Origin of the sequence: Cryobacterium psychrotolerans (assembly GCF_900101115.1) — a bacterium.
Taxonomy (GTDB): Bacteria; Actinomycetota; Actinomycetes; order Actinomycetales; family Microbacteriaceae; genus Cryobacterium; species Cryobacterium psychrotolerans.
The window spans coordinates 49,082-72,527 of the sequence record NZ_FNFU01000001.1 but is presented as its reverse complement, the minus strand read 5'-3'; the positions used below and the strand labels follow the sequence as shown (position 1 = coordinate 72,527).

Annotated in this window: 22 protein-coding genes; 10 read left to right on the top strand and 12 right to left on the bottom strand. The window is 69.6% G+C overall.

Features of this window, described 5'->3' with window-relative positions; genetic code table 11:
• Nucleotides 1–190 precede the first annotated feature (190 nt).
• The 4 genes from BLQ39_RS00325 to BLQ39_RS00310 all read left to right on the top strand — a co-directional run bounded on the left by BLQ39_RS00325 (nucleotide 191) and on the right by BLQ39_RS00310 (nucleotide 4,229).
• The gene (locus tag BLQ39_RS00325) at nucleotides 191–964 is read left to right on the top strand and encodes an ice-binding family protein (RefSeq protein WP_092321098.1); all 774 of its coding nucleotides are present in this window, start codon (nucleotides 191–193) and stop codon (nucleotides 962–964) included.
• A gap of 154 nt (nucleotides 965–1,118) precedes the next feature.
• On the top strand, nucleotides 1,119–2,096 hold the full coding sequence (locus tag BLQ39_RS00320; RefSeq protein WP_092321097.1) for an NAD(P)H-quinone oxidoreductase: 978 nt from the start codon (nucleotides 1,119–1,121) through the stop codon (nucleotides 2,094–2,096).
• A gap of 144 nt (nucleotides 2,097–2,240) precedes the next feature.
• The gene (locus BLQ39_RS00315; RefSeq protein WP_092321096.1) at nucleotides 2,241–3,746 is read left to right on the top strand and encodes an HNH endonuclease signature motif containing protein; all 1,506 of its coding nucleotides are present in this window, start codon (nucleotides 2,241–2,243) and stop codon (nucleotides 3,744–3,746) included.
• A 216-nt stretch (nucleotides 3,747–3,962) separates the two neighbouring features.
• On the top strand, nucleotides 3,963–4,229 hold the full coding sequence (locus tag BLQ39_RS00310) for a hypothetical protein (RefSeq protein ID WP_092321095.1): 267 nt from the start codon (nucleotides 3,963–3,965) through the stop codon (nucleotides 4,227–4,229).
• 142 nt (nucleotides 4,230–4,371) lie between these two features.
• On the opposite strand, the gene BLQ39_RS00305 is transcribed toward BLQ39_RS00310, so the two are convergent.
• A complete protein-coding gene (locus BLQ39_RS00305) occupies nucleotides 4,372–4,752 on the bottom strand; it encodes a DUF7670 domain-containing protein (protein WP_092321094.1) in 381 nt (126 codons plus the stop codon).
• A 142-nt stretch (nucleotides 4,753–4,894) separates the two neighbouring features.
• On the opposite strand from BLQ39_RS00305, the gene BLQ39_RS00300 reads away from it, so the two are divergent.
• From BLQ39_RS00300 to BLQ39_RS00285, 4 genes are all read left to right on the top strand, one after another.
• Nucleotides 4,895–5,767, top strand: a complete 873-nt coding sequence (locus BLQ39_RS00300; protein ID WP_092321093.1) for an SDR family NAD(P)-dependent oxidoreductase — start codon at nucleotides 4,895–4,897, stop codon at nucleotides 5,765–5,767.
• 72 nt (nucleotides 5,768–5,839) lie between these two features.
• The gene (locus tag BLQ39_RS00295) at nucleotides 5,840–6,718 is read left to right on the top strand and encodes an endonuclease/exonuclease/phosphatase family protein (protein WP_092321092.1); all 879 of its coding nucleotides are present in this window, start codon (nucleotides 5,840–5,842) and stop codon (nucleotides 6,716–6,718) included.
• The gene (locus BLQ39_RS00290) at nucleotides 6,715–7,323 is read left to right on the top strand and encodes a DUF2238 domain-containing protein (protein WP_092321091.1); all 609 of its coding nucleotides are present in this window, start codon (nucleotides 6,715–6,717) and stop codon (nucleotides 7,321–7,323) included. The genes BLQ39_RS00295 and BLQ39_RS00290 overlap by 4 nt, the downstream gene beginning before the upstream one ends.
• Nucleotides 7,316–8,068, top strand: a complete 753-nt coding sequence (locus BLQ39_RS00285) for a nucleoside/nucleotide kinase family protein (RefSeq protein WP_241987005.1) — start codon at nucleotides 7,316–7,318, stop codon at nucleotides 8,066–8,068. The genes BLQ39_RS00290 and BLQ39_RS00285 overlap by 8 nt, the downstream gene beginning before the upstream one ends.
• A gap of 325 nt (nucleotides 8,069–8,393) precedes the next feature.
• Here BLQ39_RS00285 and BLQ39_RS00280 read toward each other — a convergent pair whose 3' ends face one another.
• From BLQ39_RS00280 to BLQ39_RS00260, 5 genes are all read right to left on the bottom strand, one after another.
• Nucleotides 8,394–10,436 (bottom strand): S1 domain-containing protein, encoded by a 2,043-nt coding sequence (locus BLQ39_RS00280; protein WP_092321090.1) that lies wholly within the window; start codon nucleotides 10,434–10,436, stop codon nucleotides 8,394–8,396.
• Nucleotides 10,437–10,793: 357 nt separating this feature from the next.
• The gene (locus tag BLQ39_RS00275; protein ID WP_092321089.1) at nucleotides 10,794–11,174 is read right to left on the bottom strand and encodes a hypothetical protein; all 381 of its coding nucleotides are present in this window, start codon (nucleotides 11,172–11,174) and stop codon (nucleotides 10,794–10,796) included.
• Nucleotides 11,175–11,352: 178 nt separating this feature from the next.
• The gene (locus BLQ39_RS00270; protein WP_135109469.1) at nucleotides 11,353–11,865 is read right to left on the bottom strand and encodes a mycothiol transferase; all 513 of its coding nucleotides are present in this window, start codon (nucleotides 11,863–11,865) and stop codon (nucleotides 11,353–11,355) included.
• A 136-nt stretch (nucleotides 11,866–12,001) separates the two neighbouring features.
• Complete coding sequence (locus BLQ39_RS00265) at nucleotides 12,002–13,618, bottom strand: plasmid pRiA4b ORF-3 family protein (RefSeq protein WP_167738584.1); 1,617 nt, start codon at nucleotides 13,616–13,618, stop codon at nucleotides 12,002–12,004.
• Nucleotides 13,619–13,754: 136 nt separating this feature from the next.
• Complete coding sequence (locus tag BLQ39_RS00260) at nucleotides 13,755–14,489, bottom strand: endonuclease/exonuclease/phosphatase family protein (protein ID WP_092321086.1); 735 nt, start codon at nucleotides 14,487–14,489, stop codon at nucleotides 13,755–13,757.
• 231 nt (nucleotides 14,490–14,720) lie between these two features.
• Between BLQ39_RS00260 and BLQ39_RS00255 the strand changes: the two genes are divergently transcribed.
• Together BLQ39_RS00255 and BLQ39_RS00250 are read left to right on the top strand one after the other, a co-directional pair.
• On the top strand, nucleotides 14,721–14,918 hold the full coding sequence (locus BLQ39_RS00255) for a DUF2510 domain-containing protein (protein ID WP_167738585.1): 198 nt from the start codon (nucleotides 14,721–14,723) through the stop codon (nucleotides 14,916–14,918).
• Entirely contained in the window at nucleotides 14,915–15,610 is a 696-nt protein-coding gene (locus BLQ39_RS00250; protein WP_092321084.1) for a hypothetical protein, read from the top strand. Before BLQ39_RS00255 ends, BLQ39_RS00250 begins: the two co-directional genes overlap by 4 nt.
• Nucleotides 15,611–15,701: 91 nt before the next feature.
• Here BLQ39_RS00250 and BLQ39_RS00245 read toward each other — a convergent pair whose 3' ends face one another.
• The 6 genes from BLQ39_RS00245 to BLQ39_RS00220 all read right to left on the bottom strand — a co-directional run bounded on the left by BLQ39_RS00245 (nucleotide 15,702) and on the right by BLQ39_RS00220 (nucleotide 23,374).
• Complete coding sequence (locus BLQ39_RS00245; protein WP_092321083.1) at nucleotides 15,702–16,598, bottom strand: nuclease-related domain-containing protein; 897 nt, start codon at nucleotides 16,596–16,598, stop codon at nucleotides 15,702–15,704.
• A gap of 183 nt (nucleotides 16,599–16,781) precedes the next feature.
• Nucleotides 16,782–18,197, bottom strand: a complete 1,416-nt coding sequence (locus BLQ39_RS00240; protein ID WP_092321082.1) for an FAD-binding oxidoreductase — start codon at nucleotides 18,195–18,197, stop codon at nucleotides 16,782–16,784.
• Nucleotides 18,198–18,426: 229 nt separating this feature from the next.
• On the bottom strand, nucleotides 18,427–19,053 hold the full coding sequence (locus tag BLQ39_RS00235; protein WP_092321081.1) for a nuclease-related domain-containing protein: 627 nt from the start codon (nucleotides 19,051–19,053) through the stop codon (nucleotides 18,427–18,429).
• Between the two features lie 168 nt (nucleotides 19,054–19,221).
• Nucleotides 19,222–20,742: a carboxyl transferase domain-containing protein gene (locus tag BLQ39_RS00230; protein ID WP_092321080.1), complete on the bottom strand. Its 1,521-nt coding sequence runs from the start codon at nucleotides 20,740–20,742 to the stop codon at nucleotides 19,222–19,224.
• Between the two features lies 1 nt (nucleotide 20,743).
• Nucleotides 20,744–21,961: a CaiB/BaiF CoA transferase family protein gene (locus tag BLQ39_RS00225; protein WP_092321079.1), complete on the bottom strand. Its 1,218-nt coding sequence runs from the start codon at nucleotides 21,959–21,961 to the stop codon at nucleotides 20,744–20,746.
• Between the two features lie 45 nt (nucleotides 21,962–22,006).
• Nucleotides 22,007–23,374: an SLC13 family permease gene (locus tag BLQ39_RS00220; RefSeq protein WP_092321078.1), complete on the bottom strand. Its 1,368-nt coding sequence runs from the start codon at nucleotides 23,372–23,374 to the stop codon at nucleotides 22,007–22,009.
• Nucleotides 23,375–23,446 lie beyond the last annotated feature (72 nt).

Sequence of the window (23,446 nt, the reverse complement as noted above, 5' to 3'; positions counted from 1 at the left end):
GGGGCGTGCACACAAGAGTGCGTGGTGGACGCCCGTTGATCGTGGGACCGGGGGCTCTCTTTCTTTGGGTGAATCAGGCCAGGGGCGCAGGTGGCCAACGCCCAGAAACCCGATGTGCAGCATCGGAGACCGCGCCCACCGCGGCCCTGCCCAATCCGCATCCTGCGGGTCCATTGAGAGGGAGAGCACCATGACCAAATTCCAGCTTCTATCCACCCCGCGCAAACGGCTTCTGGCTGCCCTGGTGGCCATCGCGGTGGTCGGAGTCGGCAGCGCCGGCCTCGGCGGAGCAGCCGTCGCGAGCCCCACCCCCCAGGCGCCCGTCGCCCTCGGCGTTGCCGGCACCTTCGCGATCCTGTCACAGACCGGGGTGACGGATGTCCCCTCCTCGGCCGTCACCGGCAACGTCGGGTCGAGCCCGATCACCGGTGCCGCCATCCTGCTGAGCTGCCCAGAGGTGACCGGCACCATCTACTCGGTTGACGCCGCCGGCCCGCCGTGTGCGGTCACGGATGCCACGCTGCTCACGACCGCCGTCGGCGACATGGGCATTGCGTACACGGATGCGGCCGGTCGCGTGAACCCGGACTTCGTCAACCTCGGTGCCGGAGAGATCGGCGGACGCACCCTCGTCCCGGGCCTCTACAAGTGGAGCACCGACGTTTCGATCTCCAACGACGTCAAACTCTCCGGGGGCCCGGACGACGTCTTCGTCTTCCAGGTCTCCGGCAACATCGACCAGGCGCCGGCCAAGAACGTGACCCTCGTGGGCGGCATTCAGGCCAAGAACGTGTTCTGGCAGACCGCCGGCGCTGTGACGCTGGGCACGACCGCCCACTTCGAGGGCACCATCCTGAGCAAGACCATGATCGCCATGAACACCGGCGCATCGATCAACGGCCGCCTGCTGGCGCAGACGGCGGTCACCCTGCAGAGCAACACAGTCACCGAACCGGCGAACTAGCTACTACTTCGCAGGCCAGGAGCTGGGGCCGGGGAGACGACGTTCGTCGTTTCGCCGGCCCTTCGCGATTCGGCCAGCGTCGCGGCGGGTCTCGACCGGCTCGACCACCGGTGCGACTCGACGACCGCGAGTGGGACGCTCGTAGGATGAGCGCATGCGCGCAATCCTCGTGAACGCCCCCGGCGGGCCCGAAGCCCTTTCCCTCGCCACAGTGGACGATCTGCCTGTCGGCGCCAGGGACATCCGGATTCAGGTGGCCGCGGCGGGCGTCAACCGCGCGGACGTTGCGCAGCGGCAGGGGCGCTACCCGTCGCCGGCCGGGGCGCCGCAGTGGCCGGGGCTCGAGGTGTCGGGTGTGGTGACCGAGGTCGGGGCCGAGGCGACGCAGTTCGCGGTCGGCGACCGGGTGTGCGCGCTGCTCGCCGGCGGCGGCTACGCCACAGAGGCCGTGGTGCACGAGGACCTCGCGCTGCCGGTTCCGGACTCGCTCGACCTCGTCGAGGCGGCCGGGCTGCCCGAGGCGCTGGCGACGGTGTGGTCGAACGTGTTCATGAGCGCGGGCCTGACCGCCGGCGAGACGCTGCTCGTTCACGGCGGCGCCAGCGGCATCGGCACGACCGCGATCCAGCTGGGCGTGCTGGCCGGCGCGCGGGTGGCCGTGACGGCCGGATCGGCTTCGAAACTCGCTGTGTGCCGCAGCCTCGGGGCGGAGATCCTGATCAACTACCGCGAGCAGGACTTCCCGGCCGAAATCGCGGCCGCGACCGACGGGCACGGGGCCGACGTGATTCTCGACATCATCGGCGGCTCGTACGCGGCGCGCAATGTGGCGGCGCTGGCGATGGGCGGACGCATCATGGTGATCGCCAACCAGAGCGGCGAGAACGCGAGCTTCAACCCGTTCCACCTCATGCAGAAGCGGGGCCGGTACTGGGGCACCACGCTGCGCTCGCGCCCGTTCGAGGAGAAGGCCGCGATCATGCGCGGCATCCGAACGGATGTCTGGCCCTGGGTCGAATCCGGAGCCTTCCGCCCGGTGATCGACAGCCGATTCCCGTTCTCGTCGGCGGCGGATGCGCACCGGCGGATGGAGTCGTCGGCGCACGTGGGGAAGATCCTGCTGGCGCCCTGAGGGGTGGTGTCGGAGCGGACTGGTGCCGGAGTCCGCGGCTGCCCTTCCTCCACAGGCGCCAACCCGCCGGAGTTATCCACAGAAAATGCGGCTGACCGGTGCTTTGTCGGTAGGAATGTCGGTGGTTCGGCGGAGACTTAACGTATGGACACCCCCACCGAAGCCCCTGAGTCAGCCGCCGGATCGGCCGCCGCCGACGGTGCGGATGCGCTCGCGTCGCTGGCCGTGGCCACCGCGCAGATCGGTGAGGCGCTGCGCTGTTCGGACGTGCGGGGCTTCGGCGACGACGGGCTGCTGATGGTGACCGCGGCGATCGAGGCGGCGGGCCGTCGGGTCGATGCACTGCGGGTGGCGGCGGCCGCGGAGATCGCCGACCGGTCCCGATTCGAGCTCGGCACCGGGCGGCTCTCGGCGAAGAAGGGCTGCCGCACCCCGTCGGAGCTGGTGCAGCGGATGACCCTGGTGTCCGGGTCGACTGCGAACCGGCGGATGCGGCTCGGGTCGCAGGTGCGCACCGACTACTCCATCATCGGCGAGGCTCTGCCGCCGAAGTTCCCGGCGACCGCGGCGGGCCTGGCCACCGGGGCGCTCGGCCTCGACGCGGCCGAAGCCATCCTCGGCTCCCTCACTCCGACACTGAACCGCGCAAACCTCGAAAACGTCCAGCTGGCCGAAACCGAACTCGTCGCCGCGGCGACCGGCCAGAGCATGGACACCTGCGTGCCGGCCACGGCCGATGAGATCCGGTTGCAGGCCTCGGTGTGGAAGTCGGTGCTCGATCCCGACGGCGCCCGCCCCGACGATGAGCGTGCCTTCCAGGAACGCGGGCTCCGGCTCGGGCGCGAACGGGGCGGAACGATCCCGGTCTCGGGGCGGTTGCTGCCCGAGATCGGCGGGCAGCTGCAGCGCCTCTTCGACGCGTATCTCTCGCCCAAGTCCGCCCCGGTCGCGTTCCTCACCCCGGAGCAGGCGCAGGAAGAACTCGAACGGTCGGTGCTTGAACGGTCGGTGCTGGAACGGTCGGTGCTTGAGCGCGACGATCGCACCTTCGACCAGCGGCGGCACGACGTGCTCGCTGTCATCCTCGACGTCGCGGCGCGCAGCGCCGAGGCCCCCACCATCGGAGGCGCCGCCCCGACCGTTCTCGTCACCGTCCGGCAGAAAGACCTTCTTCAGGAGCAGGGAGTGGGCTGGATCGACGGCATCGAGACGCCGCTCTCAATGCGGGCCGTGAAGCAGAAGGTCTGCACCGGCGGCATCCAGCCCGTCGTCTTCGGCGACGAAAACGCGATCTGCTCCCTCGGCGTGCCCGACCGTTGCTTCAATCGGGAGCAACGCCGGGCGATCTCCGCCCGGGACGGCGGCTGCATCATCCCCGGCTGTCAGATCCCGGCCAGCTGGAGCGAGATCCACCACGTCATCCCGGACGCCTTCGGCGGCGATACCCACACCGATAACGGGGTGCTTCTCTGCTGGTTCCACCATCGAACGATCGAGACCTCCGGCTGGAAGATCCGCATGCTCCGAGGCGTTCCCCAGCTCAAGGCACCCCCCTGGCTCGACCCCGGCGGCGGCAAATGGCGCTACGTCACCACCTCCCGCACACGTATCGCGGATGCCCTCGATCTTCGTATGGGCCAATCGGACTGAGGACGGGGCGCCGGGTTGCGGCACTGGCTTGCGGCACTGGCTTGTGGCCTGGCTTGCGGCCTGGGGTAGGCGGCACTCGGGTAGCCGGCACTCGGGTAGCCGGCGAGGCCACCCCTTGTTCTCGCATACACCTGGCCATCGTGCCTGTCCACGGTCTGGCCGCCCGATCCAGACCGCCGCATGATGGCAGCGCGAATTCGAACAGAGGAGATACTGATGGCACCGATCAGCGACCTGGGCACCCTGGCTGATGAGATCATGGCCCTCGACGGGAAGCTCAACGCCCTCTCGGAAGAGGGCAAGGGCATGAGCGACCCGGAGTGGAGCCGGACGGACGATCGACTGACGGCAATCGGTGAGGAACTCCACGCCGAGGGTGGTGAGGCGCTCATGCAGACTGCACTGCAGCTTGCCGTGCAGAAGGGAATGCGCGGCCGCTACGTTGAACGTCACTGGACCGGCATCGGCAGCTGGATGGGATAGTAGGAACCCTACGGCGCCATGTCGTCATGCGTCATGCGTCACGCAGCAGAGTTCGATCCCGCCGCCCGGCAGCGGCCAGTGGTGCAGGCTTCTGGTGGCCCTCGATCTTCGCCTGGGCCAATCGGGCTACGCGCCAGCCGGACTAAGTGCTGGGGCGAGGTGCGGCGGTGACGCTGCGTCGCCGCAGCCAGGAGTCGATCAGGAACAGCACGCCGATGACGACCGTGGGTCCGGTCACCAACGGGGCGTATGCCCACTCGGGGTAGTAGCTGAAGACCATCACGACTGAATACGCGAGGAACCCGATGGCTCCGACCAGCGGCCAGCGCCAGCCCAGCGCGACGGAGGCGACCAGCAGCAGGGTGGGGAGAACGTGCGTCGTGATCGCCCATTGCTCAAGCCAATCCCCCTGGTCTCCGCGGGCTTGAACTTCATTCCACCAGCCATACGACTGGAGCAACACGAACAGGAGGCCGAGGACCAGAGCGACCCAGCCCGCCAGCGTTACTTTTCGTGCGCTCATCGCCGATTCCTTCCATCGATGGTGCTGCAGCGGATAGTAGCCTCGTTAGCAAATGGGCGGAACTGGCCCGGGCTCGCCGCGGCGTGATTGAATGCGACCGGCAGGAGCGCGGGGACCCACGCCCGACGATCAAGGAGGATCGATGACGCAGACGGTGATTATCACGGGCGGCGCGGGTGGCATGGGCCTGGCGACAGCGAAGATCATGGGGCGCGACCATCGCGTGGTCATCGCGGACGTGAACCGGGAGCGGCTCGACGCCGCCGTCGCAGAGCTGACCGGGCTCGGCATCGAGGCCGAGGGCGTCGTCTGCGACATCACCGACCGGGCATCTGTGGACGCGCTGTTCGCGACAGCGACAAGGTCCGGCACGGGCACCGGCACGGGCACGGGCACCGGCACGGTGCGCGCCGTGGTGCACTCCGCGGGCGTCAGCCCGCAGATGGGCACCGCGGAGCAGATCATCCGGATCAACGCGCTCGGGACCGTGAATGTCACTCAAGCGGCCCTCGCGATCGCCGGCGAGGGCTTCGCCCTGGTGAACGTCGCGTCGATCGCCGGCCACATGACGCCGAAGTTGCTCACACCCACGCGCTCCTTCCGGCTCGCTCTGACCGATCTGCCGCGATTCGTCCGGAAGCTGACCTCGGCAGCGAAGCTCGCGCCGAAGTCGATGCACTCGGGCTCGGCGTACTCCGTGAGCAAGGGCTTCGTCATCTGGTACAGCCAGGAGATGGCTGCGGCGTTCGGTGCGAAGGGAGCCCGCATCGTGTCCGTCTCACCCGGTAGCTTCGACACCGCGATGGGCCGCCTCGAGGAGGCGAAGGCCTCGGGAAAGCTCGTCGAGTACGCCGCTCTGAAGCGGTTCGGCAAGCCGGAGGAGGTCGCCGAAGTACTCGCGTTCTGCGCAAGCGACAAGCCCGGCTACCTGACCGGAGTGGACATCCTCTGCGACGGCGGCACGAAGGCGGGGCTCGACTTCGAGAGCATGATCGCGATGGCCCGGGCATCCTGAGGCTCGTGACGTGAACACGCAGGAGCCGGCGTCATCCCGACGCATCCCGCGCCGCGAGCGTACTCTGGGCGCATGACGGATGCCGCGCTGATCGGTCCGGTGACCGAGCCCGACCTGCACGTGATGACGTACAACATCCGTCGGCGTTCCCGCAATCTCCTGCCGGGGAGTCCCGATCGCTGGGCCACGCGGAAGCCGCTCGTTCGACGCATCCTCGCCGCCGAGCAGCCGACGCTTCTCGGCGTGCAGGAGGGGTTGGCCGACCAGGTCGACTTCGTTTCCGACGCCCTCGGACCACACTACCAGTGGGTAGGCCACGGCCGCTACGCCTCCGGACGGGACGAGCGGTGTGCTGTGTTCTACGACTCGCGGCGGCTGGAGCTGACCGCCTGGCAGCAACGGGCCCTGTCCGCGACGCCGGAGAAGCCCGGGTCCAGATCGTGGGGCAATCTGACGCCGCGCATCGTCGTGTCAGCGGACTTCACGGATACCGCGACCGGAGCACGGCTCCTCGCCTTCAACACCCATTTCGATCACCTCTCGTGGCGGTCGAGGCTCGAATCGGCGAACTTCATCCTGGACCTCGTGCTGGCCGCTCGCTCCGCAGAGCCGGACGCCGCGATCGTGGTGATCGGCGACTTCAACGCCGACGCGGACTCGGCCGTCTACCGCCGGCTGACGGCAGACGGGCCGCTCAGGGACACCTGGGAGGAGGCGGCCGAGCGGGTGACGCCGCAGTGGGGCACCTTCTCGAACTACCGACGCCGCCGCCCGGGCGGCAAACGCATCGACCTCATCCTGGTGGGGAACGGCGTAGACGTGATGAGCACGGGCATCAACGCCGCGCGATTCGACGGCAGCGCGGCATCCGACCACGAACCCGTGCAGGCGGTGCTGCGCTACGGAGACCGTTCGGCCGGGGCGTCCGACTCGGCTAGAGTGCTGCCATGATCCGGACATACCTGCCGGCTCCGACGGGAGCCGCCGAGACGGTCGCCGACGCGCTGCGGATGCTGGCTGCGATCGGCATCGTGGTCGCAGGCGTCGGCTGGGGCCCGGCGGCGGGGTTCAGCCTCGCGTTCGTGACGGTCGGGATGTTCCTTCCCCGGCTGCTGGGCGTTCGGCCGGGCTTCGACATCGCGTTCGGCATCGTGGTCCTGGCCTCCGTGTGGAGCAGCGTGCTGGACATCTACATCTCGACGCGCTGGTGGGATCTTCCGATGCACTTCCTCACCAACGGACTCTGCGCCGCACTGGTCTACATCGGGCTCGTACGGCTCGGACTCCTGGCCGACGCCGCGACGCTCCTGAGGCCGATGGCGTCGACCGCCGTGATGACCTTCGCCCTGGGGCTGTCTCTCGGAGTGCTCTGGGAGATCTTCGAGTGGTTCGGGCACACCTACATCGACGAGGAGATCTTCGTTGGCTACGTCGATTCGATCGGGGACCTGGCCTGGGGCGGTATCGGCGCCCTGCTCGCAGGGTTGAGCAGGCCGCTCATGGAGGGCCAGTCTGCGACGGCGAGGCCGCGAGCCACGAGCTCCCCTCTTGGGTGAGGGCTCCCTGGACACACCGTGGCGCCGAGCGCTCCCCGACACGATCGAGACAGCCGCGGCGGGACTGGCCGAGCGACTGCGTGAGCGACTGGGCGAGCGGCCGCGTGAGAGGCTGCGTGAGCCGGGCGAGCGGCAGGGCGGGGAGCCGGTCGAGCGGCAGGGCGGGGAGCCGGGCGGGCGCATCCTGCTGGGCCTCTGCGGTCCGCCGGGGGCGGGCAAATCCACCCTCGCCGCCGAGCTGGCCCGGATCCTCGGGCCCGACACGGCCATCGTCGCGCCGATGGATGGCTTCCATCTCGCGACCGACCTCATCCGGGGCACACCGCTGGCCGAGCGCCGCGGCGCCATCGACACCTTCGACCCGGGCTCGTACCTGTCGCTGCTGCGCCGGCTTCGCGCCCGCGACGAGGACGTGGTCTACGCCCCGTCGTTCCGCCGCGGCCTGGAGGAGCCGATCGCGGCATCCATCGCGATCCCCCGCAGCATCCCCGTGGTCATCACCGAGGGCAACTACCTGCTGGCGGATGCCCCCGCGTGGCGCGCGATCCGCGGGGAGCTCGACTCGGTCTGGTACCTCGAGGTGTCGGCAGCAGTGCGGCTCCCGCGCCTGATCGGGCGGCACGTGGAGTTCGGACGCGGCGAGGCGGATGCTGCGGCCTTCGCTCGCGGCAGCGACCAGAGCAACGCGGACCTCATCGAGTCGACCCGGCAGGGTGCCGACCTGATCGTGGTCCTTCGGGGCTGACTCCTGAGGTCCCGAGGGTCGTCCCGAGAGTTGAGTTGCGGAAAAAGTACCTTCATTTGCGCGGGGAAGGTTGTTTGTCCGCAAGTCAGTTGGGCTGGACCCCGGGGCGGGCGTGCGGGGCGGGCGTGCGGGGCGCTCGACAGGCCCGACCTCGGGGCAGACTCGACCTCCGTGGCGGCGGGCCGACTTGACCTCCGTGGCGGGCCGACCTCCGGGCCGTCCCGAGGGTTGAGTTGCGGAAAAAGTACCTTCATTTGCGACGGGAAGGTTGTTTGTCCGCAAGTCAGTTGGCCTGAAGCCCGGGCCAGACCCGACCTCTGGGGGCTTACGGCTCCAGCTCATCGTGCGTCCGAACGCCGACGAATTCGATCCCGCCGCCGGGCAACAGCCAGTAGTGCAGGCGCCGGGCTGCCGGGGTGTGCTGTTCGATGGCGACGCGCAGGCAGCGGGCGCCGTCGGAGCGCACTCGAGCGGCGGACGCCCCGCCAGTCCCTTCTCGCAGGGCATGCTGTTGGCGACCGTTCACGCTGCCCACTCGCCCGGTGAGCACGTCCACGCACGCCTTGAACGCCTTCGCCAGTTGGCCGTCATCGAGGCTCGCGAGCGAATCGGCGAAGCCGTTTGCCAAGGCGTACTCGTCGGGCAACGACCACGTCGCGCGTTCGGTCGCGCCGACTCGGTCCACCCAGCCAGGTAGAGCTCGTGGCGCACCCAGCCGTCGGCATCCGCCCACTGCGCGCGGCGATCCTCGAATCCAGCGGCGACCGGCGCGGGCGCAACGGTGCGCCGCGATTCCCGCAGGTTGCGCTTCTGGGTGCGCTGCTCGCTGCGTAGTTCGGCTTCGATTCGCCGAAGTTCTCCGAGTTCGGCCAGCGCTTCCCGATGCTGCAGTTGGGTCGTTCGCACCAGCTCCAGCAGCTGGGCGTGCTGGGAGTCCGACGCCCCCGCATCCGCCAGCTGCGCCTCGAGTCGCTGGATGCGCCCCCGTGCCTCGGCCAGGGAAAGCTGCGTCGACAACAGGGAAACGCCGGTGGCGACCGGGTGTGCTGCGGATGCGGCGGCGGTCTCGGCGGGCTGCACGGACGCGGCCGTGGGTGCGGGCGCGGGTGCCGGCCGCGGGCGCGGACACCACTGCGGGCACGGGCACGGCCGCAGGCACAGGCACAGTGACCACGCGCATCACGCCGGGCCCGGGTCGAGGCCCGGCTGCGCAGGGGGCCGCGGGCGGGCGGCCGTTCGGCAGGCGCGGGGTCTCGACCGGCTCGGCCCCCGCCGCACGCGCCTCGACAGGCTCGACCCCCGGAGAGCGGGTGCGCACAGGCTCGACCACCGGGGCAACGCCGAGCCACGACTCGACCACCGGAGCACGGCCGAGCACGGGGAGCGGGGGTGCGGCAAGATCCACGTCCGGGAGGGGTTCGATCGCCGCCACCAGCGGGCGGTTCTCGCACAGCCAGCACGGGCCGTTGCTCACCAGGGCAAGCGGCGGCAGCACGGGCTCGTCGTCGTCGACATCGGTCAGCCGCAGGTGAAGTGAACCGCTCTGAAGGTGGACGACGCGCACCGCCACCACGTCGCCCTCGGACAGGAGCGTATCGACCTGGTCGAGCGGGTTCGGGGAGATGTCCGACCGCGAGATAAGGATCGGAACGTGCGGGTGCAGTGCCAGGGCCGCACGCTCCTTGCTCACGTGCTGCACCAGCGCGAGGGTGATGCTGTTGTGCGGGAACCTCTCGGCGAGCGCGTCAACGCTCGGCGTGCTGACCTCGACATTCAGGCGGCGGGTGTCCAGGTCGAGCAGGCCGTCGACGCGCTGCCCGCGCTCGAGCGTCCAGTCGAGGGGAACGGGCGGGTAGGTGAGCTCCTGCCAGATGGTGGCTATCCCGCCGCCTGCCAGCTCGACGAGGGCTCGAGATCCCCCGGGCAGGAACCCCTTCACCGTTCCCGTGACGGGCCGGGCGGATGCCGGGGCGCGCGCAAAGAGGCCGGCCTGGTGGGCGTGGGCGAGGGCATCCGTCACCAGTTGTTCGGTGGCCCGCTGCGGATTGTCGTAGGCGAAACGAAGCCGGGACCGGCCAATGTCGGTGAGCGCGTCGGCGCCGACGGGGTAGGAACGCCCGGCGCCGCCGTAGACCTGGAAGCGGTCGGGCAGGAGGTCGCTCAGCTCGCGGGTGAGGGCGCCGGTTTCGAGCAGGAATACCTCTGTGACGTCGGCAATGTCCTCGGCGAGCTGGTCGAGCAGGATGTCGGGCGTGCGAGACCCGAAGCGAGAGGTCACCACGACCCAGGGACGGGCGCGGGCGGCGTCCTGCAGCCCGGCGGCCAGCTGCTGCACGGCGGCGCTCGACTCTACGCGGGTGTACGTCATTGCCGTCCCCTTTCGGCCAGGGTGGAGCGTCTTGGGTAGAGGCTACGGCCCACCACCGACATGGGCGGGAGTTGTGGGCGCGATTCGTTCTGCGGTCTGCGCGTCTGCGCGTCTGCGCGTCTGCTGGCTGTGCGTCGCCCCTCAGGGTTGAGTTGCGGGGAAAGTACCTTCGTTTGCCGCGGGAAGGTACTTTCTCCGCAACTCAATTGGGTGGGCGAGCGCGCGGGTGGGCAGGCGGGCGCGCGGGTGGGCAGGCGGGCGCGCGGGTGGGCAGGCGCGCGCGCGGGTGGGCAGGCGCGCGGGACGGGACGCGGGACGGGACCGGGGCGGCTCGCGGCAGGCGCGACGTCCGGGGAACTAGCTCGCCGCGATGATCACCGCGAGCACACCGAGGACCAGGGCGAGCGGGCCCATCGTGTACCGCTCGGGCCGGCTGCGCGAGACGAAGTTCATCACCACGCCGAGCAGCAGGTATCCGGCGATCACCCACATCAGCACGGCGATGAAGCCGTCGCTCGGGATGAGGTCGATCAGGCCCACGCGTTCGAACGCGACGAAGGCGAAGGCCGCATAGAGCAGGATCGACACAACGCTCCCCCAGCGCAGTCGAGCAGGCAGAACGCGGTTCTGGCCGCCCCACGCGAAGCGGCCGAGGGGCGCGCCGGCAATCAGCAGGATCTGGAACACGGCAAGCGCGGCCAGCAGGGCGCAAAACAGGTACACCGCGATCGTCGTCATGGCTCAGGATTCTAGGGGCTGGACGGTCCTCCGCCGGGAGATCCGCCGGGAGATCCGCCGGGAGATCCGCCGGGAGGCCCGCCGGGAGGTCCGCCGGGAAACCCGCTGGCACATCCGCCGGACCCAGGGTTCAGAGCTCGTCGGCGTAAAGGCTCGGCGGGCTCAGAGCTCGGCGGGCTCAGAGGTCGGCGCGCATCGCGAGCCCGCGCACATAGGCGGCCTGGCCCGCGTGCTCCAGGTCGTCGGCGATGATGCTGACCAGGCGCACCGCGACCGTGACCGGCGGGTTCCACCCGCGGTCGACCACCCGCGCGAAATCCGCCTCGGCCAGGGTCGGCAGGTACGCGATCGTGCGGGCATGCACGGCGTCGAAGTACCCGCCCAGCAGCTCGGCGCTCGACCGCACGGCCGCGACCTCGTCGGCCGTGTGCCCGTACCCCGTGGCGCTGGGCCCGAACGGCAACGCGAACCTCACCGACCATCCGTCGGCGGTCCAGACCTGTTCCTCCCCGATGAGGGGCGCGATCTGCGCGTCCTGGATGCGGGCCAGGTGCCAGACCAGCCAGGCGATCGTGTTCGCCTCCGGGTCGGGCCGGTAACCGAGCACCCCCGGACCGGCATCCTGCAGCACCGCATGCACGACGCCCGACACCCGGTCGAACGCGTCAATCAGCAGGTCTGACGACAGCATCCACAACTCCCCTCGCACCGGAACCGCGCGTGGCTGCGACGCTGTCGCGGCGCCGCTCGGTTCGCGCTCATTCTGCCCGGGAAAACGGATGCCCGGAAGGCGTTCCCTGGCGACAGCGTACGGCCAGCGTGGGGGCTCAGCGCCCGGGCGTGAGTGCGGCGCGGGCGAGGGTCTGTGCGCCGATCGAGTCGAGGCGGCTGGGCGCGTACATCTGCACCCGGAACGGTCGCGGATCCGCCAGCGTGCCCGAAGCCGCCCACTCGAGCGCCTCCCGGGTATGCCGCGGCTTGTAGACCGCGGACCCGTTCCCGTAGCGGCCGTTGCCTTCGAGCTGCATGCCGGCCACGGCGCTGACCAGATCCAGTGACTTGCCGAGGGCGATGAAAGACCCCACTTCCCCGGCCGCGACCAGCAGCAGCAGCAGGAGGGCGGCATCGCTTGCCTGCTCTTGGCGCTCCACCGGAAGCCGGGAGGCGATGTGGCGCCACAGCGCGAGCGGCGACTCGCGCACAGCCAGCCCGAGCTTCGTCGGAAGCAACATGCCGTTGCGTTTCCGCACCAGGCCGAGCTCCGTCACGGTCTGGCGCAGATCGAGCAGCGGCCGCGTGTTGGCCTCGCGATTCGCCTTGCCGTACGCCTTCTTGTCCGGATCGAGCTCCGCCATCAGCGCGATCACGGCCGCAGGCTGCAGGAATCCGGCCTTGCTGAGCTGGAGGCCGTCGCCGACGTGCCGCAGGAAGGTGCGGATGACGAGCGTCGCCGACTCCGCCGCTGCCTCATCGATCTCGAGCGGCTCCATCAGGCGGGCACTGGCCACGAAACCGGCAAGGTAGCGCTGAGCCTCCTCGCCGACTCTCGCGATCAGGTCCGCAATCGGCGAACCGGCCCCTCCGCGGCTGGCGCGCAGCCAGGCCAGGGCGGCATCCGCTCCGGCGAGGCGGTCGAGACCCCGGTTGATCGCGTCGAGGTCGATGTCGTCCGTGACGCTGAACAGGTCGTGGTAGGCGATCGTCTCGATCAGGTCCGAGTAGGCCGGGTCGCGCGGGTTCAACGCCGCCGCCAGGACTTGCTCGTAGCTGTGCATTCCGCCGATGTCCTCCGGCGGCCCCAGGCGCCGTCCGGCAAGGCAGCGGACGGTGGCATCCGTCGGCGCGCCGGCCTTGGGCGGCTCGGCCGCTTCGACCGCTTCGACCGCTTCGACCGCTTCGAGGGTGACCGTGTGTTCCCAGTTGTCGCCGAAATCGTAGGTGTAGCGCAGGGTGTCGCCCGTGCTCGCGAGGAACTGGTCGAGCCGCAGCTCGCTCTCGAGCACGCCCACGTCGCCCTCTTCCACGTCGAACGGGGTGAGGATGCCCACCGTCTCCTCTCCGTGCGGGTCGTCGGTGAGCGTGAACTGGTGCAGGTGGCTGTTGGTCCAGCCGAACGCGGTTTGCAGCACGTCGTGCAGCCGGTCGAGGGCCAGGTTCGAGGGCAGGCTCAACCGACGCCAGATCGGAGGTTTCGAGTCGACGAGATCAACGCGCACACGGAAGCGCACGGGCGTTGCGGGCGGTGTCAGCAGGGGCAGCGGCTTCTTCGGCCGGTCGCGGCGGGCGCGCGAGGCATCCTGCATCGCCTGCTGCATCGAGTCGGCGTCGCTGTCGGCCGCTGCGGCCAGGAAGCGCCGTCTGGCGTCCTCGAGGTCGATCACGTTGTCGGGCTCGGATGTCGGTGGTCCGGACTTCGATGGCCCGGAATTCGATTGCTCAATCATCCCGACACAGTGTACGGCGGCTGCGGCCCCCGCCCGCGTGTTCACTTGCGGAGAAAGTACCTTCGTTTTCGAAATGAAGGGTGTTTGTCCGCAACTCAGCGGGCTGGGCTGGCTGGGCAGGGCTGGCGGGCGGCAGCTAGATGCTGAAGTCGCCGGCAGCGCCCGGCGTGGGGGCGGCATCCGGCAGGGTCACGGTGCTCTCGTGCGTGTACGTCGAGGTCACCAGGATCGGCATGTGGTCAGAGGTGCCGCTGGGCAGGGTCTCCACGTTGTCGATGGTGAGGCCGATGGATGTCGCCAGGTCGAAGTGTCCGCGGAAGAACTTGTAGCGCGTGTAGGTCCTGCTGTCGCTCAGGGTGAGGTCGTAGCCCGACTTCTTCACGTGGGCGCTGAGGTGGTCCTTGAACATCGGGTAGTTGTAGTCGCCCACCATGAGGGTCGGCAGTCCCGGCCCGAGGGTGTGCAGTTCCTCGTGGGCGGACCGGATCTGGTTGCGCCGCAACGAGTTCAAGGCTGTCAGCGGGGCAGCGTGGAAGGATGCCACGACCAGCTCCCGCTGGGCCACATCGTCGATCAGGCGGGTGCCGATCAGGCGCTCGTGCGCCGGCGTGAGCACGCGGTCGTGCAGTGACTTTTTCAACGCGAAGGTTTGCGTCTCGACCGCCGTGAAGCGGTCCTTGCGGTAGTAGATGGCGAGGCCGAGCCGGTTGCGCGTGGTCGAGTCGGCCAGGTGCAGCAGCCCGATTTCGTCGGGGATGTCGAGGGTGTCGCACTCCTGCAGGCAGAGGAGGTCGGGCTCGTAGCGCTCGACCAGCGCGATGAGTTCACCGATCGCGCTGTGCTTGCGCAGGTTGTAGCTGATGACCTTCACGACAGATCCGTTCCAGTTCGAGGGGCAGGAACAGCCTACTTTCCGTTACCCCGAACGTGGAATCGAAAGTCGTGGCATCACGGTAAATCCCTTGCGGACGCACAGCAACTCCCTGCAGAGGTCCGTGGCGAAGGGCGGAGGCGTCGGGGGTACCCGATGTGGGGGCTGCGTGATTCTCCCTCAGCTTCTAGGCTCGGAGGGGCACCGCCGCCCCAAACGAAGGACACACCTGTGACTATTCCGAACCCAGGCTGGTATCCAAACCCGGAAAACGGCCGGCAGGTTCGCTGGTGGAACGGCGTCAGCTGGTCGGAACAGCGCAAGGTTCGAGTGGCCGAGGGGGACGGTCTCGCCGGTTCCGGCGCCGACATCCCGGCCGTGTCGCACATCACGAATGCGACCGTGATCGCGGACCGGGGCCGCCCGTGACCGCTCCCGCTCCCGGAGCCGGCCGGCACGCACGCAGCGCACGCAGCGCACGCAGCGCCCGGCGCGTTCGCCGCGCCCACCCGCCCGCGAGCACGTGGGTGCTCGGCGGCAGCGCCCTGTACCTGGCGATGGTCGGACTACTCACCGGCGGACCGGCCGGTTTCCTCCTCGTGGTCGGCGTGACCGGGCTGGTCACGGCCAGCTACGCCCTGCTCACGGGACGACGCAGCTGGGCGCTCCTCCCGTCCCCCGGGGTCGCCGCCGCGTCCCTCGCGGCCTGCCTGATCCTCACCTCGTTCGGGGCGGCGCTCTCGCACCCCGGTGACGACGACCTGGACCTGGCAGCGAACAGCTCCTCCAGTGCCGCGTCCCCGGAAACGGCCGAGGGTTCGAGAGCCGAACCGGCCTCGGCGTCAGACTCGGCGGCGGCGTCGTCAGACTCGGCGTCGGAATCGGAATCGGCGACGGCAGCCCCCGCTCCCCCGGCCGAAACCACCATCGACACGGCGCGCGTGGCGCCCCCGATCATCGCCGAACGCACGGTCATCGGCACGGCCATCGGCACGCGTGGCACGATCATCGACGCGGCCGGCGCGGCCATCGGCGGCTCAGCGATGACCCTGCTGGATGAGCTCCCGGCGAAGAATGCCTGCCGGTCGGCCCTGCCCTCGCCCTGCCGCATTCCGGACTAACCGGCACGCAGCCGTACCGGCCAGCAGCACCACCCAGCAAGCAGCCCGGCCAGCAGCACTGACCGGCACGCAGCACCACCGGCCTGCAGCACTAACCGGCAAGCAGCCCTGCGAACAGCTGCAGCACCTCGAGGGCCATGGCCGCCGCCGTCACAACACCGAGCAGCACCCAGAGTGCGCGGCGCAGGCGCGCGGCGCGAACATCCGCGTCGAGCGCGGTAAACCGGGCCATGGGGTCGTCAGCCGGCTCCGCCGAGGCCCGGTACGACGGCGACGAATCGCTGGAGCGCTGCGACGACAATTGCGACGGCGACGACCGCACCGACGACACGACGGGCCCCGGCACGGTCACGGGCGGCCTGCGCCAGCTCGCGGGGTTGTCGACGACGGCCGTGATCTCCATCCGCTCCGGCCAGGCGAGGGTCGGTGGAAGGCTCAGCAGCCAGCGCCGCAGGTGGCGCGCGTCGATGACCGCCACGGATGCGGGCTTCTCCCGGATGCTCAGCTGCTTCGGGCCGACGAACGCCACGACGGGGCGGGCCGGCGCGCTCCGCGGCATCCGCTGCCGAACGAGCCCGGTGACTCGCTCGGCCTCGAGTTCGGCGTCACGGATGTAGCGGGTCTTGCGGCCGGACACCAGAAGGCTTCGGCCCGCGACCCACACGGACTGGCCGCGGTGGTGCTTGGTATTGATGGTGAAGACCCCCGCCGGGCCGACGACGACATGGTCGATGTCGGAGCCCCTCCCGCCCACCGGCAGCGCGTGGAAGACGGCCCACTCCGGCGGCAGCGACTCGAGGAGCGACCCCACGGCCCGCTCCCCCTTCGCGCCGAGGTACCAGGGCACGCTGTCGGCGCCCAGCGGCGACTGGCCGAACACTCGGGCGAGCGTCGTGCGCGGCGGAACATCGCCCTGCACGCGCAGCAGCTCCTCGATGACCGCTTGCGCCGCAAAACGGTGCCGCATGGTGTCCACATTTGTTGCCATGACTCTCCCTCCCTGCCGAAACTACCGGCGCCGGGGCAGGGGCGGGCATCCCCAGAATGGCCGCGGGTGGCCCCCAAAACGGGCGTGAGCACGACCGTCTACCGGCGGGCTGTCTATGGGCCGTGCTGTCTACTCGCGGGCTGTCTGTCCTCTTCCGCCCGGCCCGCTGCCCCGGCCTTCTGACTACGCGCGGCCGGCGTTGTCGTGGAATGTGCTGAGCATCGGGACTCCGGCCGGCTTGATGTTCTGGTTGATGTGGAAGAGATTGCCCGGGTCGTACTTCGCCTTCACCGTCGCCAGCCTCGCGTAGTTGGCACTGTAGTTGTCGGTGATGCGGCCCAGGTCGTCGGCATCCATGAAGTTGATGTACCCGCCGGGCTCCGAGAACGGCCGCAGGGCCGTCCAGAAATCGCGCACCCATTTGATGTTCGACTCGTTGTCGGCGGGATCCGTCCACATGCAGGCGATCACCGGCGAGAACGCGGCGTGCCGGTAGGGGAACGCGGTCGCCTCGGCCGCCACCCGCTGCACGGCACCGTTGATCGGGTAGATGTCGACGGATGTCTGCACGCTCGGCACCATCCGGCCGAAGTCCAGGTAGGCGTTGATGGCCCCGTCGCTCAGCCCCGACAGGAAGTTCGCCTTCCAGTAGGCCCGCAGACCCTTGGTGAGCAGGTCGTCGAAGGCCTCGTTCAGCTCCGGGTAGGGCATCCGTTCCACCAGGGCGCCGGCCACCGGTGCCACGTCGAGGAACGGTTGCCAGCGCGCCGGCCCCTCGGCTTCATCGCCGGTCCACATGCCCACGACCATGCACAACGGTTTGTCGTGCCATCTCTCGGGCAGGAACCCCACCGGCGGGCCCCGGTGGAACCCGAGGAACGCCCCGAACTCCTCCGGGGCGCTCTCGATGTACTCGCGGTAGAACTCGGCCACGTCCCGGGCGTCGTCGACGGAGTAGAAGATGATCGCCGCGTGGACCATGTCCACCGGGTGCAGCTGGAACTCGAACGAGGTGACCACGCCGAAGTTGCCGCCCCCACCGCGCAACGCCCAGAACAGGTCCGGGTTCTCATCGGAGCTGGCCGTGAGGATGCGTCCGTCGGCGGTCACGACTTCCGCCGACAGGAGGTTGTCGCAGCTCAGGCCGTACTGGCGGCTGAGATAGCCGATGCCGCCGCCCAAGGTCAGGCCGGCGACGCCCGTGCTGCCCACGATGCCCCCGGGCGTGGCCAGACCGTGGGCGTGCGTGGCCTTGTTGAACGTGGCCCACGTCGCGCCGGCATCCGCCCGCGCGCGACGGGTCACCGGATCCACGTCCACGCGGGTACGCCCCGAGAAGTCGATCACGAGGCCGTCGTCGCAGGTGCCGTAGCCCGGGGCGCTGTGGCCGCCACCGCGGATGGCCAGGTCGAGGTCGCGGGCACGCGCGAAGTTCACCGTGGCGGCGACCTCTGCGGTGTTGCCCACCCGCACGACGGCGGCGGGTCTCCGGTCGATCATCCCGTTGTAGACGGCGCGCGCGGCCTCGTATTCCACGTCGCCCTGGGCAATCGCGTGTCCGTTCACCTGGACACGCAGTTCGTCGATCACGCTGGACATGGGTCTCCTGCACTCCGTGGTGGCTCGCGTCGGGATCTCTCGGCCGTCGGGATCGTGCCCCCGCCCTGCCCCCATGGATCAGTCAAGCCACATTTTCTCCGGCCCCGTCACCCTGGGCGGCACGGGCCTCTAGATGAGAAAAATTACGCCCCGCCCCGGCGGCTGTCAACGTTTGTGCGCGCGGCTCGGTGGTTCGGTGGGTGCGCGCGGCGGCGCGTCGGCCCGGGGGTCAGGCCCTGGCTGCGATTCCGGGCGCGACGTCCGGCCGGGAACGCCATGTGCCCGGGCCGTCGACGATGGCGTCGAGTTCCATCAGCTCCGGCTCGGTCAGCACCGGCTGGAGCTGCATGAGCCAGCGGCGCAGGTCCCCCGCGTGGACGACCTTGACCTGCTCCGGACGGTCGTGGATGATGAGCTGCTTCGGTTCGACGACAGCGATCACCGGCTGCACGGGCGCGACCAGCGGCATCCGTTCGCGAACCAGCGTGGTGACCCGGGCCGCCTCGAATTCGGCGGCGCGGATGCTCGGAACCGGCCGGCCGGACACCGTCATGCCGTGCTTTCCGACGCCGATGATCTTGCTTCCGAAGTGCTTCGTGGAGATCGTGAAGACGCCGCCGGGGCCGACGACGAGGTGGTCGATGGCCGAACTCCGGGCGCCGATCGGGAGGGCGTGCAGCACGGTCCACTCCGGCGGGAGGCTGTCCAGGATCGAGCCGACGATCCGCTCGCCTTTCGCGCCGAGGTAGCGGGCGACGCCGCGGCTGCTGAGGGATGAGCGACCGAGCGGCAGGAGCCTCTCGATGACCGACTGTGCGGCAAGACGCTGCCGCAGGGTGGGGATGTCGGTGGTCACAGAACTCCTCTTTGGCTGTCACGAATCTAGCCCTCGAGCCCCCGGCTGCGCAGCCCCCGAATGGGTGTAGTTTGCGTCGGATTCGTGCGCATCCGAGCAGGAGCGGCGCCGAGCTGCCCTGTTCCGGTCGAGTTTGCCCGGCACACCAGGCAAACTCGACCGCAACCGTCAAGCTCGGCGGGATGCTCCGGCGCCCACTTGCCGGAACTTGTCGACTCTTCTCACCAGCAGTTCATCGACCGACAGGCCTGCCAACGCGGACAGCTCGTATTCCACGGCCAGCGCCATCCGGCCGCAGAACGCCCTGCCCTCCTGGGCGGCATCCGGTCGCTCGTCGACAATGTGATCGACGAGCCCGTTGGCGTACAGGGACGCCACGTGCACGCCCTGCGAGGCGGACATCTCCGGTGCCATGTCGACGGTCCGATGCACAATCGCGCTGGCTCCCTCGGGCGGCAGCGGCGAGAGCCAGGCGTGCTGCGCGGCGATGGTGCGGTCGGCCGGCAACAGCGCGAGCGCGGCCCCGCCTGCCCCCTGCCCGAGCAGCACCGACACCGTGGGCGAGCGCAGGCCGATGAGGTCGTGCAGCGACCGGGCGATCTCCCCGGCCAGGCCGCCCTCCTCCGCCTCCTTGCTCAGCGCGGCGCCGGCCGTGTCGATGACGGTGAGCAGCGGCAACCCGAGCTCCTCCGCCAGGCGCATGCCCCGGCGCGCCTCGCGCAGCGACGCCGGTCCCATCGCCGCGTCCCGAGGCCGCTTCGGCCGGTTGTGACCCAGCACGATGCAGGACTGGCTGCCGAAACGGGCGATGGCCAGCAGCAGCCGCGGGTCATTCTCCCCCTGCCCGGTGCCGTTGAGCGGCAGCACGTCGCTCGCCCCGTGGGTGAGCAGCTGGCGCAGGTCCGGCCGGCGGGGATTGCGGGAGATTTCAACGGATGTCCAGGCCGGCACGGTCGACGGCCTCACCTCGAGCGTGGCCGGGGCCGGCACGGGCGCGGCCGGCTCCTGCACCAGCATCGACAGCGCACGATCGACGATCTGCGGCAGCTGGTCGGGCGGGACGACCGCGTCCACGAGCCCCTTGTCGAAGAGGTTCTCCGCGACCTGCACGCCCTCCGGGAAGGGTTCGCCGTACAGCGCTTCATAGACCCGAGGGCCGAGGAAGCCGAGGAGCGCGCCGGGTTCCGCCACGGTGACGTGCCCGAGGGAGCCCCACGAGGCCATCACACCGCCGGTCGTCGGGTGGCGCAGGTAGACCAGGTACGGCAGCGCGGCCTGCCGGTGTGCCCGCACGGCGGCCGTGATCCTGACCATGGCGAGGAACGCCATGGTTCCCTCCTGCATTCGGGTGCCGCCCGAGGCGGGCCCGGCCAGAAGCGGCAGCCTCTCCCGGGTGGCCCGCTCGACGGCGTCCACGATCCGGTCGGCGGCGGCCTGCCCGATCGAGCCGGCCAGGAATGCGAACTCGCTGACGATGACCGCGACCCGGCGCCCGCGAATCAGCCCCTCCCCCGTGATGACGGACTCGTCCACCCCGCTCTTCGACCGGGCCCGCTCGAGGTCCGCCAGGTAGGCCGGGTCGGGGTCCGGTTCGGTGACGGGGCCATCCCAGCGGGTGAAGGAGCCCTCGTCCAGGACGACGTCGATCAATTCAGAGGCGCTCAGGTGCCTGGTCTTCTCGGTCAGCATGTCAACTTCTTTCCAGCGAGCGGCTGAGCCAGCTCCGGATCTGGTCCCCGTGCTGATTGAGCACGGGAGGGGCCGCGTGGGTGGTATTCGTCAGTTCGCGGCTGTCGGCCGGGCCGAAGAACCGAAGCGGCGGCCCCGGGAGACTGATCTGCCCGAGCACCGAGTGGTCGACGTCGATCAGCAGGCCCTGCGAGAGAACCTGATCCCATTCGTACACTTCCTCCAGCGTGCGCACCTTGCCGGCCGGGATGCCGGCCGCACCAAGCTTCTCGAGCAGGGGCGCGGCATCGAAGCGGCCGAAGGCATCCTGGATCTCACCCTTGAGCATGTCCCGGTTGCGCACCCTGTCGGCGTTCGACGCGAACTCGGGCCGGCTCGCGTCGAGGCCGAAGGCGCCGGCGAACGTGGCCCACAGCTTCTCGCTGCCGATGCTGATCTGCACGCTCCCGTCGCGGCAGGTGAAGAGGCCGTAGGGAGCGATCGACGGATGATGGTTGCCCTGCGCCTCGGGCACCTCACCGGCCACGGTGGCCCGGGTCCCCTGGAACGCGTGCACGCCGACGAGCGCCGCCAGCAGCGACGTGCGGACGACCTGCCCCTGGCCGGTGCGTTCCCGCTGCAGCAGTGCCGCGAGCAGCCCGAAGGCGCCGTACATGCCCGAGAGCAGGTCGGCGATGGGCACCCCCACCCGCTGCGGGTCGTCCGGGCCCGAACCGGTCAACGACATGAGCCCGGCCTCGCCCTGGAGGATCTGGTCGTAGCCGCTCCGGCTCGACTCCGGACCGTCGTGACCGAATCCGGTGATCGACAGGATGACCAGGGCCGGGTTCAGCTCGTGCATCGCGGCCGGAGAGAACCCCAGCCGGTCCAGGACCCCGGGGCGGAAGTTCTCGACGACGATGTCGGCCCGCTCGATCAGGTCGCGCAGCACCTGGCGCCCGTCGTCGCTCTTCAGGTCCAGTGCGATCGATTCCTTGTTGCGATTGCAGGAGAGGAAGTAGGTGGACTGCGGGTCGTCGGCGGGGCCGACGAACGGCGGCCCCCAGCCCCGCGTGTCGTCGCCCGATTCCGGGTTCTCCACCTTGATGACGCGGGCCCCCAGGTCGGCGAGCATCATGCTCGCGTGGGGGCCGGCGAGGGCCCGGCTCAGGTCCACCACCAGGTATCCGGCCAGGGGGCCTTCACTCGTGCCGGGTGCTTGTGTCGGTTCGGTGCTCATGATGCGTTTCCTCTCACGTGGTGGTAGCCGGATGCCGCGCTCGGCCTACATCCAGCCGGGGACGACCATCACCAGCCAGGCGATGGCGGGGCCGACGACGACCACGATCCCGCTGTAGGCGAGGATCTGCTTGTAGAAGCGTTCCTTGTTCACGTCCTCCGGCGCGTTGGCCAGCACGAGCGCGCCGTTGGTCGAGAACGGCGACACATCGACGATCGTCGAGGCGACGGCCAGGGCGCAGATGACCCCGACGGCCCCGATCTGGCCGGAGGCGAGGAACGGCACGGCCAGCGGAATCAAGGCGGCGAGGATGGCGGTCGAGGAGGCGAACGCCGACACCACGGCGCCGATGTAGCAGATCAGGAGCGCGGCCAGCAGCGGCATCCCCAGGCTGGCGACGCCGTCGGAGACGTAGGCAATCGTTCCGGCCTCCTCGAGGACGCCGACGAAGGTCAGCATGCCGCAGATGAGCAGCACGGTCGACCAGCTGATCTTGTTCACGGCGCCCTTCTGCGCCTTCGGCGAGACGAGCGCGAGGATGACGGCGATCGTGATGGCGACGAAGCCGACGTCGACCTTGAAGCCGAGCGCGATCACGGCCAGGGCGATGAGGCCGGCAATGGTGACGAGCTGCGGCATCCGTTCGGCGCGGCTCTTCGTGGCCGCCTCACCGTCTCCGGCGGGGTCGCGGGGTCCATAGATTCCGGAACCGAAGCCCTTGAAGTCCACGTCTCCGCCGGCGCGCATGCCCGCGCTGACCAGCATGCGGGCCTCGGCCGCCTGCTCGACGAAGTCACTGACCCGGGCCGACACGAGCTTCCGGCCACCGAGCACGGCGAAGAGGACCAGGGCGATCAGGAAGTTGAAGACGAGGCTGGACAGGAACAGGGCGGTCGGGTTGGACTCCAGTCCGGTGCCCTCCATGATTCCGTTGACCGTGACGCCGTAGACGGCGATCGGCGAGAAACCGCCGGCCTGCGCGCCGTGGATGACCATCATGCCCATGAGCAGCGGGCTGATCTTGTACTTGCCGGCGAAGCTCAGCGCGATGGGCGCGATGATCGCGACGGCGGCCGGGGACAGGGCGCCGACCGAGGTGATCAGAGCCGTCACGGCGAACATGACCCACGGGATGAAGGCGACCCGATTGCCGACCATCTTCACGGCGCCGCGCACCAGGAGATCGATGGTGCCGTTGTTCTGCGCGATGGCGAAGAGATAGGTCACGCCGACGATGGTCAGGAACAGACCGCCGGGGAAGTTGGCCAGGATGTCCTCGGTGGGCATGCCGAGGAAGACGGCGCCGAGGAGGAATGCTCCGACGAAGGCCAGTGCGCCCATGTTGACGGGGAGTACGGTGGCCAGCAGGAACATCACCGCCAGAATGATGATCGACAGGACGGGAGCGGACATCGTTGTTCCTCCATTGGCTTCGGATGTGACGTGGACCAAAGGACCACTGGCCTAGCCTCCTAGACAGTAGGT

Excerpts from the sequence above, each read along its gene's own strand:
- BLQ39_RS00325 (WP_092321098.1), top strand. The coding sequence starts at position 191 with ATGACCAAATTCCAGCTTCTATCCACCCCGCGCAAACGGCTTCTGGCT.
- BLQ39_RS00320 (WP_092321097.1), top strand. The coding sequence starts at position 1,119 with ATGCGCGCAATCCTCGTGAACGCCCCCGGCGGGCCCGAAGCCCTTTCC.
- BLQ39_RS00315 (WP_092321096.1), top strand. The coding sequence starts at position 2,241 with ATGGACACCCCCACCGAAGCCCCTGAGTCAGCCGCCGGATCGGCCGCC.
- BLQ39_RS00310 (WP_092321095.1), top strand. The coding sequence starts at position 3,963 with ATGGCACCGATCAGCGACCTGGGCACCCTGGCTGATGAGATCATGGCC.
- BLQ39_RS00305 (WP_092321094.1), bottom strand. The coding sequence starts at position 4,752 with ATGAGCGCACGAAAAGTAACGCTGGCGGGCTGGGTCGCTCTGGTCCTC.
- BLQ39_RS00300 (WP_092321093.1), top strand. The coding sequence starts at position 4,895 with ATGACGCAGACGGTGATTATCACGGGCGGCGCGGGTGGCATGGGCCTG.
- BLQ39_RS00295 (WP_092321092.1), top strand. The coding sequence starts at position 5,840 with ATGACGGATGCCGCGCTGATCGGTCCGGTGACCGAGCCCGACCTGCAC.
- BLQ39_RS00290 (WP_092321091.1), top strand. The coding sequence starts at position 6,715 with ATGATCCGGACATACCTGCCGGCTCCGACGGGAGCCGCCGAGACGGTC.
- BLQ39_RS00280 (WP_092321090.1), bottom strand. The coding sequence starts at position 10,436 with ATGACGTACACCCGCGTAGAGTCGAGCGCCGCCGTGCAGCAGCTGGCC.
- BLQ39_RS00275 (WP_092321089.1), bottom strand. The coding sequence starts at position 11,174 with ATGACGACGATCGCGGTGTACCTGTTTTGCGCCCTGCTGGCCGCGCTT.
- BLQ39_RS00270 (WP_135109469.1), bottom strand. The coding sequence starts at position 11,865 with ATGCTGTCGTCAGACCTGCTGATTGACGCGTTCGACCGGGTGTCGGGC.
- BLQ39_RS00265 (WP_167738584.1), bottom strand. The coding sequence starts at position 13,618 with ATGATTGAGCAATCGAATTCCGGGCCATCGAAGTCCGGACCACCGACA.
- BLQ39_RS00245 (WP_092321083.1), bottom strand. The coding sequence starts at position 16,598 with ATGGCAACAAATGTGGACACCATGCGGCACCGTTTTGCGGCGCAAGCG.
- BLQ39_RS00240 (WP_092321082.1), bottom strand. The coding sequence starts at position 18,197 with ATGTCCAGCGTGATCGACGAACTGCGTGTCCAGGTGAACGGACACGCG.
- BLQ39_RS00230 (WP_092321080.1), bottom strand. The coding sequence starts at position 20,742 with ATGCTGACCGAGAAGACCAGGCACCTGAGCGCCTCTGAATTGATCGAC.
- BLQ39_RS00225 (WP_092321079.1), bottom strand. The coding sequence starts at position 21,961 with ATGAGCACCGAACCGACACAAGCACCCGGCACGAGTGAAGGCCCCCTG.
- BLQ39_RS00220 (WP_092321078.1), bottom strand. The coding sequence starts at position 23,374 with ATGTCCGCTCCCGTCCTGTCGATCATCATTCTGGCGGTGATGTTCCTG.